Here is a 16,355-nt window from a genome sequence, read left to right as displayed (position 1 = left end):
GCGACGCTTCCGCCATGAAATTCACCGTGAAAGCCGCCCTGCTCACCGCGCTCCTCACCTTGCCGGGAGCCACGACCGCCGTCGCGGCGGAACGCCCGGCCCGCTGCGCCGAACAACGCTTTTCGGTGCAGGTGAACGGCGAACACCAGACCATCGCGGGAGAACTCTGTTCCAGGGGCCGGCTCACCGCCCGCACCCCGGTGCAGATCCTGCTGCACGGCGGGACCTACGACCGCTCCTACTGGGACTGGCCGTACCAGCCGCGTCGATACTCCTATATGGACAGTGCGACCCGCGCGGGCTACGCGACGCTCAACCTCGACAGGCTCGGCTACGGCCGCAGCAGCCGCCCGGACCCGGAGACCCTCGACTTCGACGCCGGCGGCGAGGCCGTGCATCAGGTCGTCCGGCAGCTGCGCCCGCGGTTCCGCACCATCGTCCTCAATGGACATTCGATGGGCGGCCTCGTCGCGGAAAGAGCCGCCGAGCGAGGCGGCGTCGACGCCGTGATCATCAGCGGCATCCCGCGTGACCGGCCCGGCGCCCGAGCCGCGACCACGTCGCCGTTCCATCCCGCCGAACTGGACCCGAAGTTCGCCGGAAAGCCTTGGGCCCGCGGCTATTTCACGACCCGCCCCGGCACTCGCGCCCAGACCTTCCATCACCCCGGCACCTACGACCCGGCGATCATTTCCGTCGAAGAGGCCCTCAAGGACACGCTGGCGTCGGCGGAACTCCGTTCGGTGGGGCCCGGCGCGGCGAAACGATCGGCGCCGAAGGTCCCGACGGCGTACGTCCTGGGCGAGCACGACACCCTGGTCTGCGGAAGCGGCGACTGTGGTGCCGACGAGATCGTGCGGGGCAGCGGCCATTCGATCAACACCAGCCTCGCCGCGCGGAGCTTCTACCGGTGGACCTTCGCCTGGTTGGCTCGAAAGTTAGGGTAACCTAACCTAGACTGGCCGCATGGATTCCTTGACGCCGGTTCGCGAGGCCGCCGACCATTTCGGGCTGGCGATCTCGACCCTGCACTACTGGGAGCGCCGCGGGCTGATCACCGCCCGCCGCCGCTCGGGGCAGCGGTACTACGCCGACGATCAGCTGTACCGCATCGCGCTGATCAAGCACTGGCGGCAGGTCGGCGGGCTCGGCCTGGCCAGGATCACCGAACTGCTCGCCGAACAGCACCGCTGGCGGGAAGTGGTGACCGGGCGGCTCGCCGAAATCGAGCAGGAGCGTGCGCGGCTCGACACCGCGCACGACTACCTGGTCGAACTGCTCACCTGCCGCCGCGAGGAGAACCTTGAGGACTGCCCGTGGTTCCGCGACCGGGTCGACCTGCCCGCTCACGCCGCGGCGAGCTGAGCCCCGGCATCGTCAGCGCCGCGACCACCGCGGCGGCCGCGAGACAGGCGGCGGAGGCGAGGAACGCGGCGGTGTAGCCGTGCACCAGCGCCTCCCCTTTCGGCAGGCCGGACGGCGAACCCGCGGTCACCGCCGCCGCGAGCGCGGTCAACACGGCGAGCCCGAGCGCGCCGCTGGTCTGCCGGACCGTGTTCAGCAGACCGGCGGCCAGCCCGTTCTGCCGTTCCGGCACCCCGCTCGTGGCGGCCACGGTGATCGGGGTGAAGGCCGCCGCCGTCCCGAATCCGAACACCATTCCCGGCACCAGCACGGAAACGACGTAGGAAGTGTGCGCACCGGCCAGCACCGCGATCGCGGCGAAACCCACCGCGCCGATCGCGCAGTACAACGCCGCCGCACGCCGGGGCCCGATCCGCACCGAGAGCCCGCCCGCGGTCCGTGCGCCGGCGAACATCGCCACCCCCACCGGCAGGTAGGCCAGCCCGGCCCGCATCGGCGAATAGCCGTGGACATCCTGCAGGTACAACGAAAGCAGGATCGGGCTGGCGAGGAAACCCAGGCCCAGCAAGAAGATCACCATGTTCCCGCTGCTGACCGAGCGCAGCCGGAAGATCCCGAGCGCGACCAGTGGTTCGCCGGCCCACCTGTGCTGGTGCACCAGGAAAACGGCGAGCAGGACGAGTCCACCGGACAACGGGAGCAGCACGGCCGCGCTGCCCCAGCCGTCGGACGACGAACGCATCACCGCGTAGACCACACCGACGAGTCCCGTCGCCGACAGCACCGCGCCGAGCACGTCCAGCCTGCCGCGAGGACGGGTTCGGTCTCGCAGCGGCAGCACCGCTCCGGCGGCGACGACGGCCACCACACCGATCGGGACGCTGACGAAGAACACCCAGCGCCAGCCCGCCCATTGGGTCAGCAGGCCACCGATCACCGGTCCCGCCGCGGCACCGGCCGCGCCCACCGCGCTCCAGGTGCCCAAGGCCCGCGCACGGCTGGCGGGTTCGGTGAACGTCGTGGTCAGCAAGGAGAGTGTCGCCGGCATCAGCAGCGCGCCGCCGAACCCTTGCACCGTGCGGGCGACGAGCAGCGTTTCCGGGGAACCGGCGAGTCCGGCGGCGAGCCGCGCGACGGTGAACAGGCTCATCCCGAGCACGAAGATCCGCCGGACGCCGAATTCGTCGCACAACCGGCCGCCCAGCAACAGGAACCCGGCGAAGGCGAGGGTGTACGCGTTCACCACCCAGGCCAGCGCACCCGCCGGAAACCCGAGACCGAACCGGATCGACGGCAGGGCAACGGAAACGATCGTCGCGTCGAGGATCACCACGAAGGATCCTGCACAGGCCAACGCGAGCACGACGCCTTCACGTCTCATATCGTCACCCTCCGACTCCGGCGGCGGATGATCTTCCGCCGCCGGGCCAGCGTGCCCGCTGAAGCACGCTTGAGGGCAAGCCCGGCCGGCTCCTCGAACGGTCTTTGAGCACCACGTTCTCGGTGACGAACGTCACCGATCAGACGCAGACCCAGCAGCAGAGACGATCGCCCCGGGTCTTGGCGCCACGGGCGAGTTCCGCGAGGCCGGTCAGCACGGCGGCCAGGTCAGCGGGATCGGCCTGACCGCCGAACTCCTCGGTCCGGGACCAGGGCTCGGCCACCTCTCGCAGGCGCGCCGCGTCGGCGTCGGACAGTGCGTCGGACAGCTCTTCGGTCAGCGGGACGACCAGACGCGCGCCTTCGTCGGCCATGGCGACCGGGGCGAGGTCGCGAGCGATGACGGTGTCATAGTCGACGCCGGTGAGCAGGGACTCCGCCGTGCCCAGCTGCACGAACGGATCGACACCCTTGAGCTGGACGGTCGGCGAGGAAGCCTCGGACGGTCCTCCGACGAGGTCGATCGTGGCGGCCGCGGCGTCGTTGTCCGGCGCGGCGAAGTAGTCGAAGAGGACACCCATGCGCGCATTCTGACGGAAATGAGAAGGCCACCCGCGGTACGGGTGGCCTTGTCGCTTTCCGGAGTGGAGCTGAGGGGAATCGAACCCCTGACCCCTGCCTTGCAAAGGCAGTGCTCTACCAATTGAGCTACAGCCCCGGGTCGCAGGCGATCATGATAACCGCCCGCGCCGAAATCAGTTGTTGCGGGACGCGTCCGCGGCCTTGGCCGGGGCGCTTCCGTTGGTGGAAGCGGTTCCCAGCGGGCGCTCGGTGGGAGCGGTGGCCTCACGCCAGAGGTCGGCCTCGGCCTTGGCGGCCTTGTTGCGCTTGATCACGAACAGCACGCCGCCCGCGATGACCGCGAGTGCCAACAGCTTCTTCATCAGAAGCCCCCTCTTTCCGCCGAGTTGCTCCACTTCCCCACCGATGCTACTGCACGCCGTTCGCCGGACGCCCCCTGCCCGACGTTCCACGTGGAACGAAGACCCTGCCGGGAAGGGCCCAGGACCTTAGCCACGGGGGCAGCAGAATGTGGTCATGCGAGATGTGAAGGCCTGTAGCGAGCGCGAGTACTTCGCCTTCGTCGCCGAACGACCACTGATGTTCGGCATCCGATGCCTTTCCGACCTGGAGTCGTTTCTGATCGGCTACGACGAGCACGCGCTTCGGCACGGCGGCCCCGGGCTCGACGGCTGGCGGGACTGGTTGGTCGCACGTCGCGGAAAGGATTGCAACCACGGCTGGACCGGCCAGGTGCGCCACCTCGCGCTGCCGGAAGGCTGGGCCAGCTGGGACATCACAGCCGAGCAGGAAGCACGGGTCTCGAAACTGCTCTTCACGTTGCTCGACGAGTTCCTCGCCGAAACAGAGGCCGATGAGCGCGACGAAAAAGCCGGCCCGCGATAATCGCGAACCGGCTTTCGGGGTGGGCCCACCAGGACTTGAACCTGGGACCTCTTCGTTATCAGCGAAGCGCTCTAACCGCCTGAGCTATGGGCCCGAACGAGGAGAAGATTACAGGACGCCTTTCGGCGCCCTGCAACCGGGTCACTCTCGTTCGGAAAGGGTCACTTCCAGGCCTCCGGCGAGGTCGGCGGAGACGTTGTAGATGAAGGCGCTGACGGTGGCCAGCGCCGAGATCAGCACGATGTTGATGGCGCCGAGGATGGCCGCGATCCCGAAGACGCGGCCGGCGCTGATCAACGGGTCGGCCGGCGCGTCGGCCCCTTCGCCGCCGACGAGCGACGAGTAGGTCCCGTTGAGTTTGTCCCAGACGCCCATGCCGTCGAGGACGGTGTAGAGGACGCCGACGGCGACGAGCCACACGAAGAACAGCGCGACGCCGAGGACGAGGGACAGTTTCAGCACCGACCAGGGGTCGAAGCGTTTGATCTGCAGGCTGGCGCGACGCGGTCCGCGGCCGGGGCGGCGGAGCGCGGTGGGGGCGGCACGGGTGCGGGAGGCCGACGGGATGGCGGAGGGGGCGGGGTCGCCCTCTCCGCTGTCGCCGAAGAGCCTCTTCGCGGCTGTGCCGCTGACCCCGTGATAGTCGGTCACGGTGGTCGTGTCCCGCTTCGGGTCCGAGTGGGCCACGTCTTCGGTGGCGACCGAAGACACCGAGACCGTCTGCTCGCTGGAGCCTTCGGGTTCCCCGGCGCCGCTGTCACGCTGCCAGGGCGGGCTCGAAGAACCCGCCTGCGCGCCGCCTGCTTCGGGCTTCTCGGATGGTGTCACGAGGTGTCAGTCCTTACCCAGTACGTGGGGCGTCGTCTACTCCTGCTCCGACGCCGGGGTTTCTTCTCCTTCAGTACTACCTGCAGTGGCGACGTCTGAGGGCTCGTCCGCGTTGCGTGCGACCGCGAGAAGAGTGGTTCCTTCGTCGAGATTCATCAGCCGCACTCCCTTCGTCTGCCTGCCCGCCTTGCGCACCTGCCCGGCCGAAGTCCGGATCACCCCGCCGCTGGAGGTGATCGCGTAAAGCTCGTCTTCGGCGTCGACGATGACCGCGCCCACCAGCCTGCCACGTTTCTGGTCGTACTGAATGGTGAGCACACCCTTGCCGCCGCGGCCCTGGACCGGGTAGTCCTCGGTCGGGGTCCGCTTGGCGTAGCCGCCGCCGGTGGCGACGAGGAGGAACTTGTCCGGCTGGACGACGTTGATGCCGAGCAGTTCGTCGCCGTCGTTGAACCGCATGCCGAGCACACCGGACGTCGCGCGGCCCATCGGGCGCAGGGCTTCGTCGGTGGCGTGGAAGCGGATCGACTGGCCTTCCGCGGACACGAGCAGCAGGTCGTCCTCGGCGGCCGCGAGGACCGCGCCGACCAGTTCGTCCCCTTCGCGCAGGTTGACGGCGATGAGGCCGCCGGCGCGGTTGGAGTCGAAGTCGGTGAGCTTGGTCTTCTTCACCAGGCCGCGGCGGGTCGCGAGCACGAGGTACGGGGCGACCTCGTAGTTCGGGATCTCGATGACCTGGGCGATCTGCTCGTCGGGCTGGAACGCGAGCAGGTTCGCAACGTGCTGGCCGCGCGCGTTGCGGTTGGCCTCGGGCAGGTCGTACGCCTTCGCCCGGTACACGCGGCCCTTGTTCGTGAAGAACAGGATCCAGTCGTGCGTCGAGCAGACGAAGAAGTGCTGGACGATGTCGTCCTGTTTGAGGGTCGCGCCCTGGACGCCCTTGCCGCCGCGTTTCTGCGAGCGGTACAGATCGGTTTTCGTTCGCTTGGCGTAACCCGTGCGGGTGATCGTGACGACGACGTCCTCGACCGCGATGAGGTCTTCGACCGAGACCTCGCCGTCGAACGGGATGATCTTGGTGCGCCGGTCGTCGCCGTACTTGTCGACGATCTCCTGGAGCTCCTCGGCGATGATCGCGCGCTGCCGCTCGGGCTTCTCGAGGATGTCCTTGAGGTCGGCGATCTCGAGTTCGATCTCGGCCAGGGTGTCGATGATCCGCTGCCGCTCCAGTGCCGCGAGGCGGCGGAGCTGCATGTCGAGGATCGCGGTCGCCTGGATCTCGTCGACGTCGAGCAGGCTCATCAGCGCGGGCCGGGCCTCTTCGGCCGAAGGCGAGCGCCGGATGAGGGCGATGACCTCGTCGAGCATGTCCAGCGCCTTGACCAGACCGCGCAGGATGTGGGCGCGTTCCTCGGCCTTGCGCAGCCGGAAGCGGGTCCGGCGGACGATGACGTCGATCTGGTGCTTCACGTAGTGCCGGATCATCTGGTCGAGACGCAGCGTGCGAGGCACGCCGTCGACCAGGGCCAGCATGTTGACACCGAAGTTCTGCTGCAGCTGGGTGTGCTTGTACAGGTTGTTCAGCACGACCTTGGCGACCGCGTCACGTTTGATCGTGACGACGATCCGCATGCCGCTGCGGCTGTTGGACTCGTCGGCGATGTCGGAGATGCCGGTGAGCTTGCCGTCGCGGACCAGGTTCGCGATGTTCTCCACCAGGTTGTCCGGGTTGACCTGGTACGGCAGCTCGGACACGACCAGGATCGTGCGGCCCTTGGCGTCCTCTTCGACCTCGACGACCGCGCGCATGCGCACGGAGCCGCGGCCGGTGCGGTACGCGTCCTCGATGCCGGAGTTGCCGAGGATCATCGCCTTGGTCGGGAAGTCCGGGCCCTTGATCCGGACCAGCAGCGCGGCGAGCAGTTCGTCGTCGCTGGCCTCGTAGTTCTCCAGCGCCCATTTGACGCCGTCGGCGACCTCGCGCAGGTTGTGCGGCGGGATGTTGGTCGCCATCCCGACCGCGATCCCGGAACCACCGTTGACCAGCAGGTTCGGGAACCGCGACGGCAGGACGTCGGGCTCCTGGGTGCGGCCGTCGTAGTTGTCGGAGAAGTCGACGGTCTCTTCTTCGATGTCCTGCAGCATGTGCATCGCGAGAGGTGCCAGCCGGGACTCGGTGTACCGCATGGCGGCGGCGGGGTCGTTGCCCGACGAACCGAAGTTGCCCTGGCCGTCGATCAGCGGGTACCGCAGCGACCACGGCTGCGCGAGCCGCACCAGCGCGTCGTAGATCGCGGAGTCACCGTGCGGGTGGTAGTTGCCCATCACGTCGCCGACGACGCGGGAGCACTTGTTGTACCCGCGGTCGGGGCGGAAGCCGGAGTCGAACATCGAGTACAGCACGCGGCGGTGCACCGGCTTGAGGCCGTCCCGCACGTCCGGCAGCGCCCGCGACACGATGACGCTCATCGCGTAGTCGATGTAGGAGCGCTGCATCTCCTGCTGGATGTCGACCGGTTCGATCCGGTCGTGGTCCGGAGCCGGCGGCAAGGTTTCCGTCATGAGGTCCTTCTCGTGGGAGCAGTCCTAAAGGGACAAAGAGGAACGGGGACGTCTACACGTCCAGGAAGCGCACGTCCTTGGCGTTACGCGTGATGAAGGAACGGCGCGCTTCGACGTCCTCGCCCATCAGGACCGAGAACAGGTCGTCGGCCTGCGCGGCGTCGTCCAGGGTGACCTGGCCGAGCAGCCGGTTCGCCGGGTCCATCGTGGTCTCCCACAGCTCTTCCGCGTTCATCTCGCCGAGACCCTTGTAGCGCTGGATCGCGTCGTCCTTCGGCAGCTTCCGGCCGGCCTCGACACCCGCCTGGATGACGGCGTCGCGTTCCCTGTCGGAGTACGCGTATTCCGGGTCCTGCCGCGGCCACTTGATCTTGTACAGCGGCGGGCGCGAGAGGAACACGTGCCCGTGCTCGATCAGCGGGGGCATGAACCGGAACAGGAAGGTGAGCAGCAGCGTGGTGATGTGCTGGCCGTCGACGTCGGCGTCGGCCATCAGCACGATCTTGTGATAGCGCAGCTTCTCGATGTCGAACTCTTCGTGGATACCGGTGCCGAGCGCGGTGATCAGCGACTGGACCTCGGTGTTCTTGAGGACGCGGTCGATCCGGGCCTTCTCGACGTTGATGATCTTGCCCCGGATCGGCAGGATCGCCTGGTACATCGAGTCGCGGCCTTCCTTGGCCGAACCGCCCGCCGAGTCACCCTCGACGATGTAGAGCTCGCATTCCGACGGGTTGGTCGAGCGGCAGTCCTTGAGCTTGCCGGGCAGCCCGCCGATCTCCAGCGCGCCCTTGCGGCGGACCAGGTCGCGCGCCTTGCGGGCGGCCATCCGCGCCTGCGCCGAGGAGATCGACTTGTTGATGATCGTCTTCGCCTCGGTGGGGTTGCGCTCGAACCAGTCGGCCAGCCATTCGTTCGAGGTCTGCTGCACGAACGTCTTGGCCTCGCTGTTGCCCAGCTTGGTCTTGGTCTGGCCTTCGAACTGCGGCTCGGAGAGCTTGATCGAGACGATCGCGGCGAGACCCTCGCGCACGTCGTCACCGGAGAGGTTGGCGTCCTTCTCCTTGAGCAGCTTCTTCTCGCGCGCGTACGCGTTGACGACACGGGTGAGCGCGGCGCGGAAGCCTTCTTCGTGCGTGCCGCCCTCGTGCGTGTTGATCGTGTTGGCGAAGGTGTACACCGACGGCGTGAAGCCGTTGTTCCACTGCATGGCGACCTCGACCTCGAGGCCGGTGCCCTTGGCCTCGAAGGAGATCACGGACGCGTGGATCGGGTCCTTGCTGCCGTTGATGTGCTTGACGAAGTCTTCGAGACCGCCCGGGTAGCAGTAGGTCTTCTCCTTGACCCGCGCCGCCTGGCCGGAAGCGTCCGCTTCGGTCTCTTCGTCGGCGACGCGCTCGTCGCGCAGCGAAAGGGTCAGGCCCTTGTTGAGGAAGGCCATCTCCTGAAGACGCCGGGAGATCGTCTCGAAGTTGTACGTCGTGGTCTCGAAGATGTCGCCGTCGGCCCAGAAGGTGATCGTGGTGCCGGTGTCCTCGGCCGGGCCGAGGTCTTCCAGCTCGCCGGGGATCTGGTCGGTGTACACCTGCCGCCAGCTGTGCCCGCCGCGTTTGACCTCGGCGATCAGCTTGGTCGAGAGCGCGTTCACCACGGAAACGCCGACGCCGTGCAGACCACCGGAGACCGCGTAGGAGTCGCTGTCGAACTTGCCGCCCGCGTGGAGCACGGTGAGCACGACCTCCAGGGTCGGCTTCTGCTCCTTGGGGTGGATGTCGACCGGGATGCCGCGGCCGTCGTCGACGACGCGCACCCCGCCGTCGGCCAGCAAGGTAACCTCGACCTTGGTCGCGTAGCCGGCCATCGCCTCGTCGACGGAGTTGTCGACCACCTCCTGGACGAGGTGGTGGAGGCCGCGTTCACCGGTGGAACCGATGTACATACCGGGACGCTTGCGGACGGCTTCGAGGCCTTCGAGCACCGTGATCGACGACGCGTTGTACTCGCTCTTGTTCTCGGTCACAGGCGTTGATTCTCCTCGTCTCGCCCGAGCGGACGCTCGCTCATCTCCAGTGTACTTGGCCGCGTTCGCAGACATGCGGCAAGGACACCCCTGATTTGCTCACAGGCGAGCTAATTCGTTCGAAGAAGAGTCTTGACGTTGGCGAAGCACTCTGGGCGCGTTCTAGGCGCTTTAATGGGCACTGTCGCGGCGAAGCGCAACTCGGGTCAGCCGTACGTGTCACGCGGGCCGCGTCCCGGCACGTGCCGCGGCCCTTTCCGCCAACTCGGCGCCGTCGGTCCCTGGATCCGCATCTTCTTCACCACGCCGTTCCCGACGCCTTTGGCGATCTTCGCCAGCAGTTGCCCCTGAAGCAGGCGAAGCTGCGTCGCCCACGCCGTCGAACTCGCGCGGACGGTCAGCTCGCCGTCCTTCAAGGCCACCGGCTGAGCGTGTTCGGCGACCTCTTCACCCACCAGGCGCGTCCAGCTTCCGAAGACCTGACCGTTGGCCAGCCGCGTGTTCCAGCCGCGGTCGACCGCGATCCTGGAGGCGAGCCTGCCGAGCGGTTGCGGGTCGCGGGCGTCGGCGCCCGGCCCTGACCAGCGACGACGTCGCGGGCTTTGGCCGACCGAAGCGGCTCCCCCTCCGGTGATACGGCCGCGGCGCACGCCCGGTTCAACCCCGCGGGCCTTCGCTTTGGCCTTCGCGGCGTCCAGAGCAGCACGCGCGAGATCACGACCCGTGGTCGGTTCTTTGCTTTCGGTATCGGTTGCGCCGTTCGATACCGAGGGGCGATCACTCCGCGTATCGAACAAGGCTCCCTCACTCGGGTTACCACCCGGGTGAGGGGTGTCAAGCCGCTTATCAGGCCCCTTGGTCACGCGGGGCGATAACGCGTTCACGGTGTTATCCACACTGTCCACAGGTTTGTCCCCAGATCGGTGGGCAACTGCTGTGGCGCCGATCACCCGGGGTGTCCGCCGCGCGGATTCACCCTCGGTTGATCTCACCATCGGCCACGAGGAAGCGATGTCCGGCCAGTTCGGCGGGCACGTCCTCGTCCACGGCGGCGGTCACCAGCACCTGCTCGGCGCCTGCCGCCACCTCCGCCAGCCGGGCCCGGCGACGCCGGTCCAGCTCGGCGAACACATCATCCAGCAGAAGCACCGGTTCCCCGGCTTCGCCACGCAGGAGCTCGTAGCTTCCCAGACGCAACGCGAGCGCGAACGACCAGGACTCCCCATGGCTCGCGTAGCCCTTCGCAGGTGCTTCGCCGAGGATGAGATCGAGCTCGTCCCGATGCGGGCCGACCATGCTCACCCCGCGTTCGAGCTCCAGGTTCCGCGACCGTTTCAGGGCCTCGACCAGCACTTCCTTGAGGACCGCTTGGTCGGCGCGAGGTCCGTCCGGAGTGCCGTAGCCCTCCGGCATCGCTTCGCCCAGGCTCGACTTGTACGCGATCTTCGCCGGTCTCGAGTCCGGCGCGACCCCCATGTACGCGGAGGCCGCGTACGGCGCGAGGTCGGCGATCAGGTTGAGCCTGGCCGCCAGCAACGCGGCGCCCGCCACCGACAAGTGGTCGTCCCAGACGTCGAGCGTCGACAACGCGTACGGGTCTTCGCGTCCCGTACGCCGTTTGCCCGCCGTCTTGAGCAGGGCGTTCCGCTGCTTCAGCACCTTCTCGTAATCGGCGCGGACCCCGGCGTACCGGGGAGCGCGCAGCACGAGGAGCTCGTCCATGAAGCGGCGGCGCTCCCCGGGATCCCCGCGCACGAGTGCCAGGTCCTCCGGGGAGAACAGCACCGTGCGCAGGATCCCGAGCACGTCGCGGGGCTTGCCGACCGCGCCGCGGTTGACCCGCGCGCGGTTCGCCTTGCCGGGCGTGATCTCCAGCTCGACCGTCAGCTCACGGTCCTCGTTGACCACCGCGACCCTGATCAGCGCGCGTTCGCACCCGTGCCGCACCAACGGCGCGTCGGTCGCGACGCGGTGCGAGCCCAGGGTCGCGATGTAGCCGATCGCCTCCAGGAGGTTCGTCTTGCCGCGGCCGTTCTGTCCGACGAGGACGGTCGGGCCGGGTTCGAGCGCGAGATCGGCTTGTGGCCAGGACCGGAAGTCGGTGACCTGCAGATGTCTTAAATACAACCCGCTCGCCTAGTCGCCGGCCTTCTTGACCGAGTGCCCGCCGAACTGGTTGCGCAGCGCGGCGACGGCCCGCATGGCGGCCGAGTCCTCCTGGCGCGAGGCGAACCGCGCGAACAGCGCGGCCGAGATGACCGGCGCCGGGACCGCGTTGTTGATCGCCTCTTCCAGCGTCCACCGGCCTTCGCCGGAATCCTCGACGTAGCCCTCGAGGTCGTCCAGCTCCGGGTCCTCGTCGAGCGCGCGGACGAGCAGGTCGAGCAGCCACGAGCGGACGACGGTCCCCCGCTGCCAGCCCTTGATCACCGCGGGCACGTTCTCGACGACCTTCGCGGCTTCGAGCAGCTCGAAACCTTCGGCGAAGGCCTGCATCATGCCGTACTCGATGCCGTTGTGGATCATCTTCGCGTAGTGACCCGAGCCGACGGCGCCGGCGTGCGAGAAGCCCTCGTCACGCGGGCCTTCAGGGCGAAGCGCGTCGAAGATCGGCATGGCCTTCTCGACGTCCGAAGCCGCGCCGCCGACCATCAGGCCGTAGCCGTTGTCCTTGCCCCACACGCCACCGGAAACCCCGCAGTCGAGGTAACCGATCTTCTTCGCGGCGAGCAGATCCGCGTTGATCCGGTCGTCGGTGTACTTCGAGTTGCCGCCGTCGATCACGAGGTCGCCCTCGGACAGCAGGTTGCCGAGCTCCGCGACGGTTTGCCGCGTCGGCTCGCCGGCGGGCACCATGATCCAGACGATCCGCGGACCGTCCAGTTTGGACACCATGTCCTCGAGTGAGGTGGAGTCGGTGACGTCGGGGTTGCGGTCGTAGCCGACCACCTCGTGACCGGCCGCGCGCAGCCGCTCACGCATGTTGAACCCCATTTTGCCGAGGCCGATGAGTCCCAGCTGAGCCATGAAGATCCCCTTTGGTGCGAACAGAAATGGAGGCCGGTCAGCCCGGGAGGCGAACCGGCATCAGGAGGTACAGGTAGCCGGGGACGACGTTGCCCTCCTCGTCGGCGGGCTTGATCAGCGCCGGCCGGTTCGGGGTGGTGAACGTCAGTTCCGCCCGGTTCGCGTTCAGCGCGCCGAGCCCGTCGACGAGGTAACCCGGGTTGAACGCGATGGTCACCGGCTCACCCTCGTAGTCGACCTGAAGCTCTTCTTCGGCCGAACCCTCGTCGTCGCCACCGGCGGAAAGCCGCAGCGAACCGTCGTTGAACTCCAGCCGCACCTGGGTGCCACGCTCGGCGACCAGCGAAACACGCTTGATGGACTCGGCGAGCGCGGAGACCTCGATGACGGCGCGCGACGTGTGCTGCGCCGGCAGCAGCTGCCGGTACGGCGGGAACTCCGCGTCGAGGAGACGGGTCGTGGTGTAGCGGCCGGAACCGGAAAGACCGAGAAGGCCTTCACCGCTGGCGAGCGCGAGGCGGATCTTCGAGCCGCTGGCGCCGAGCGTCTTCGCGGCCTCGGCGAGCGTGCGCGCCGGGACGAGCACGGCGGCGTCGGACAGCCCCTCGGCCGGCTCCCAGGTGAACTCGCGCATGGCGAGCCGGAAGCGGTCGGTGGCGACCAGGGTCAGCGAGGAGCCGGAGATCTCCAGGCGCATACCGGTCAGCATCGGGAGGGTGTCGTCCTTGCCCGCGGCGACGACGACCTGGGTGACGGCCTGGCCGAACGCGTCACCGGTGAGCTCGCCGGCGAAGGCGGGCTGGGACGGGAGCTGCGGGTAGTCCTCGACCGGCATGGTCGGCAAGGAGAAGCGCGCGGACCCGCAGGTGATGGTCGCGCGTGCGCCGTCGACGGAGATCTCGACGGGCTGCGCGGGCAATGACTTGGTGATGTCGGCCAGCAGACGACCGGAGACCAGGAGGCGGCCGCCGTCGGCGATGGTGGCCGGGACGCCGACCGTGGCGGAGACCTCGTAGTCGAATCCGGAGACGGTGAGGGCGTCACTCGTCCCGTCGGATCCCGCATCGAGCAGGACACCGCCCAGAACCGGGACCGGAGGCCGCGACGGGAGGCTTCTCGCCACCCACGCGACGGCGTCGGCCAGCCCGTCACGCTCGACGCGGATCTTCATGCGCGCTTCCTTTCGACAGCCGAGCCCCTGACGGCTCGAAAGCTCAACGGGTCACCTCGGCCGGAGAGCGCGATGGCCAGGTGCCTCGCAGGTGTGTTCGGTCCGTGCGAGGACGCGAACGCACGTCGACACGCAGACCAGGTGCAGGGACCCACGTTAGGCCGTCCCCGGGGTCCACGTCACCTCGGCCTCCCCTTGCTTTTGTCGACAAGACGACACGGCTCCGGAGCTGTCCCCAACTTCGTCCTTCGCCTGTTTTTGTTTTGTTCTCTTCTAGAGAAGAAGAAAAGACAGCAGTAGTAATAGGTGTTGTGGATTGTGTGGACAAGGCTCGTTCGCGCAGGTCCGGGCGCTCGGAAGCCTGTGGACTCCGGGTGTGTACGGACGGTGGACAGCTGGGGGCGTCCGTGGATGGATTCGGGCGGCGCTCGATCTGTCCACAGTCATCCACAGTTGTCCCCACGGTTATCCCCAGTTGTGGGGCGGTTTGTACCCAGGGTTGTGGGCGGCGTTCGTGACCGGAATCGCTCGGGAGAGTGATCTGTGCAGCCCGCATCACCCTTGTGCACAAGATGTGGGCAACCTGGGGACAGCGTGTGGATCTTGGTGTGGAAATGCTGTGGATTGCCTGTGAGCGCGATGTGGACGGAATCCCGGTCGCCGCAGCTCTCCGGCTCGAGGGAGTTGTGCACAAGCTGCCCACAGCATGTGGATTCCTTTGTACACAAGGAAAAACGCGAAGGGGACTCAAGCGCGCTTCGCCTCCTTCGCGCCCTTCGCCGCTTCTTCTCATGTACCCGTGCTTCGCGGCTCTACACGCGTTTCAGGCCTATGTGGACACGAAGAAGGGGCTCCCACCTGGACGGTGAGAGCCCCTGAAAAGCGTTGTGTACTAGTGGATTACTGCCGAGCGCGCTGTTTGATCCTGGAGGTCAGCTCCTGGACCTGGTCGTAGATGCGCCGTCGTTCGGCCATCTCCTTGCGGATCTTCTTGTCCGCGTGCATGACGGTGGTGTGGTCGCGGCCGCCGAAGGTCTGCCCGATCTTCGGGAGCGACATGTCGGTCAGTTCGCGGCAGAGGTACATCGCGATCTGGCGTGCGGTCGCGAGCGCCTTCGTCTTTCCGGGCCCGCAGAGGTCGTCGAGGGTCACGTCGAAGAACTCGGACGTGACGCCCATGATGGTCGGCGCGGTGATCTCCGGCGCGTGCGAATCCGGGATGAGGTCCCGGAGCACGATCTCGGCGAGGGCCACGTCGACCGGCTGCTGGTTCAGCGACGCGAAGGCGGTGACGCGGATGAGCGCGCCTTCGAGTTCCCGGATGTTCGCCTCGACGCGCGAAGCGATGAACTCCAGGACCTCGCCGGGAACCGCGAGCCGGTCCTGCGCCGCCTTCTTGCGAAGGATCGCGATACGCGTTTCGAGTTCCGGCGGCTGGATGTCGGTGATGAGGCCCCACTCGAACCGCGTGCGAAGCCGGTCTTCCAGCGTTTCGAGGCGCTTCGGCGGGCGGTCGGAGGAGACGACGATCTGCTTGTTCGCGTTGTGGAGGGTGTTGAAGGTGTGGAAGAACTCTTCCTGCGTACCTTCTTTGCCTTCCAGGAACTGGATGTCGTCGACGAGCAGGATGTCGATGTCGCGGTAGCGGCGCTGGAACGCGACCTTGCGGTCGTCGCGCAGCGAGTTGATGAAGTCGTTCGTGAACTCTTCGGTCGACACGTACCGCACGCGCATACCGGGGAACAGCCGCTGGGCGTAGTGCCCGACCGCGTGCAGCAGGTGGGTCTTCCCGAGCCCGGACTCTCCCCAGATGAACAACGGGTTGTACGCGCGCGCCGGTGCTTCGGCGACGGCGACCGCGGCCGCGTGCGCGAAACGGTTCGACGCCCCGATGACGAAGGTGTCGAACGTGTACTTCTCGTTGAGCTTCGTCTTCGACGTCTGCGGCTGCGCCGGCGCGGTGTAGGGCTGGCCCGCGATCGGCTGACCGGAGAACGTCGGCCAGATCTCCGTCACGGCGGCGAGGGCCTCGCCCTCTTCGTCGACTTCTTCATCGCTGTCATCGCCATCGTTGAGGCTGTTGTCCACCGGCTGCTGCCGCGGCGGCCTCGGCTTCGGAGGCTCGGGCCGGGGCCTGGTCGGGGACAGCATGCCGTCACCCTCGGGCAGCGGAGGAGGACCCGACACCGGGCCGGACCCGTTTTCCACCCGGCCGGGTGACGTCGGTTCGTAGCGAGGTCCCGGCGAGGGCGGGGGCATCGAAGTGTGGGGCTCGGTGCTGTCGACCTTCACCGCGAGCGAGACCGCGCGGCCGAGCCGTCGCGAGAGGGCTTCGGTGATCGCGCCGCGCAGGGCGCGTTCGATCGCTTCCTTGGCGAAGTCGCTGGGGGCGGCGAGGAGCGCGGTGCCGTCGAGCAGGCCGATCGGCCGGGTCACCCGCATCCAGGCGCGCTGCTGCGGGGAGAGGGTGCCATCGGACAGCTCGCGCACGACCTGTTCCCAGATGACGCCAAGATTGTGCTGGTGATCGGACAC

General features: G+C 67.7%; 14 protein-coding genes and 2 tRNA genes. 3 read left to right on the top strand and 13 right to left on the bottom strand.

The features are described 5' to 3' along the window. Positions 1-14 precede the first annotated feature (14 nt). Positions 15-947: an alpha/beta hydrolase gene (locus tag AORI_RS82340; protein ID WP_016330471.1), complete on the top strand. Its 933-nt coding sequence runs from the start codon at positions 15-17 to the stop codon at positions 945-947. 19 nt (positions 948-966) lie between these two features. Further along, on the top strand, positions 967-1,365 hold the full coding sequence (locus tag AORI_RS41015; protein WP_043847828.1) for a helix-turn-helix domain-containing protein: 399 nt from the start codon (positions 967-969) through the stop codon (positions 1,363-1,365). On the opposite strand, the gene AORI_RS41010 is transcribed toward AORI_RS41015, so the two are convergent. The 4 genes from AORI_RS41010 to AORI_RS40995 form a co-directional block, all read right to left on the bottom strand. Beyond that, positions 1,280-2,746 carry a DHA2 family efflux MFS transporter permease subunit gene (locus AORI_RS41010; RefSeq protein WP_016330470.1) on the bottom strand — a complete coding sequence of 489 codons (1,467 nt, stop codon included), beginning with the start codon at positions 2,744-2,746 and terminating at the stop codon, positions 1,280-1,282. The genes AORI_RS41015 and AORI_RS41010 overlap by 86 nt on opposite strands. Before the next feature lie 139 nt (positions 2,747-2,885). Continuing rightward, positions 2,886-3,326: a hypothetical protein gene (locus AORI_RS41005; RefSeq protein WP_016330469.1), complete on the bottom strand. Its 441-nt coding sequence runs from the start codon at positions 3,324-3,326 to the stop codon at positions 2,886-2,888. A 64-nt stretch (positions 3,327-3,390) separates the two neighbouring features. Then, positions 3,391-3,463, bottom strand: a tRNA-Ala gene (locus tag AORI_RS41000). A 37-nt stretch (positions 3,464-3,500) separates the two neighbouring features. Then, positions 3,501-3,689 carry a DLW-39 family protein gene (locus AORI_RS40995; protein ID WP_016330468.1) on the bottom strand — a complete coding sequence of 63 codons (189 nt, stop codon included), beginning with the start codon at positions 3,687-3,689 and terminating at the stop codon, positions 3,501-3,503. Between the two features lie 154 nt (positions 3,690-3,843). On the opposite strand from AORI_RS40995, the gene AORI_RS40990 reads away from it, so the two are divergent. Beyond that, entirely contained in the window at positions 3,844-4,212 is a 369-nt protein-coding gene (locus tag AORI_RS40990) for a hypothetical protein (RefSeq protein ID WP_043848482.1), read from the top strand. A gap of 20 nt (positions 4,213-4,232) precedes the next feature. On the opposite strand, the gene AORI_RS40985 is transcribed toward AORI_RS40990, so the two are convergent. The 9 genes from AORI_RS40985 to dnaA all read right to left on the bottom strand — a co-directional run bounded on the left by AORI_RS40985 (position 4,233) and on the right by dnaA (position 16,355). Beyond that, positions 4,233-4,306, bottom strand: a tRNA-Ile gene (locus AORI_RS40985). A 47-nt stretch (positions 4,307-4,353) separates the two neighbouring features. Continuing rightward, positions 4,354-5,040, bottom strand: a complete 687-nt coding sequence (locus AORI_RS40980; protein ID WP_016330466.1) for a DUF3566 domain-containing protein — start codon at positions 5,038-5,040, stop codon at positions 4,354-4,356. Between the two features lie 36 nt (positions 5,041-5,076). Then, positions 5,077-7,602 (bottom strand): DNA gyrase subunit A, encoded by a 2,526-nt coding sequence (gene gyrA, locus AORI_RS40975; protein ID WP_016330465.1) that lies wholly within the window; start codon positions 7,600-7,602, stop codon positions 5,077-5,079. Positions 7,603-7,654: 52 nt separating this feature from the next. Further along, positions 7,655-9,622, bottom strand: coding sequence for a DNA topoisomerase (ATP-hydrolyzing) subunit B (gene gyrB / locus AORI_RS40970; protein ID WP_016330464.1), 1,968 nt, complete (start codon positions 9,620-9,622; stop codon positions 7,655-7,657). A gap of 206 nt (positions 9,623-9,828) precedes the next feature. Beyond that, positions 9,829-10,320 carry a DciA family protein gene (locus AORI_RS40965; protein ID WP_043848481.1) on the bottom strand — a complete coding sequence of 164 codons (492 nt, stop codon included), beginning with the start codon at positions 10,318-10,320 and terminating at the stop codon, positions 9,829-9,831. A 274-nt stretch (positions 10,321-10,594) separates the two neighbouring features. Beyond that, positions 10,595-11,749: a DNA replication/repair protein RecF gene (gene recF, locus AORI_RS40960; RefSeq protein WP_016330462.1), complete on the bottom strand. Its 1,155-nt coding sequence runs from the start codon at positions 11,747-11,749 to the stop codon at positions 10,595-10,597. 9 nt (positions 11,750-11,758) lie between these two features. Beyond that, positions 11,759-12,649, bottom strand: coding sequence for a phosphogluconate dehydrogenase (NAD(+)-dependent, decarboxylating) (gene gnd / locus AORI_RS40955; RefSeq protein ID WP_016330461.1), 891 nt, complete (start codon positions 12,647-12,649; stop codon positions 11,759-11,761). Positions 12,650-12,686: 37 nt separating this feature from the next. Further along, the gene (gene dnaN / locus AORI_RS40950) at positions 12,687-13,820 is read right to left on the bottom strand and encodes a DNA polymerase III subunit beta (protein WP_016330460.1); all 1,134 of its coding nucleotides are present in this window, start codon (positions 13,818-13,820) and stop codon (positions 12,687-12,689) included. A gap of 900 nt (positions 13,821-14,720) precedes the next feature. After that, positions 14,721-16,355 (bottom strand): chromosomal replication initiator protein DnaA, encoded by a 1,635-nt coding sequence (gene dnaA, locus AORI_RS40945; protein WP_016330459.1) that lies wholly within the window; start codon positions 16,353-16,355, stop codon positions 14,721-14,723.

Origin of the sequence: Amycolatopsis keratiniphila, assembly GCF_000400635.2 — a bacterium.
Lineage (GTDB): Bacteria > Actinomycetota > Actinomycetes > Mycobacteriales > Pseudonocardiaceae > Amycolatopsis > Amycolatopsis keratiniphila.
This window is presented reverse-complemented; position numbering and strand designations above follow the sequence as displayed.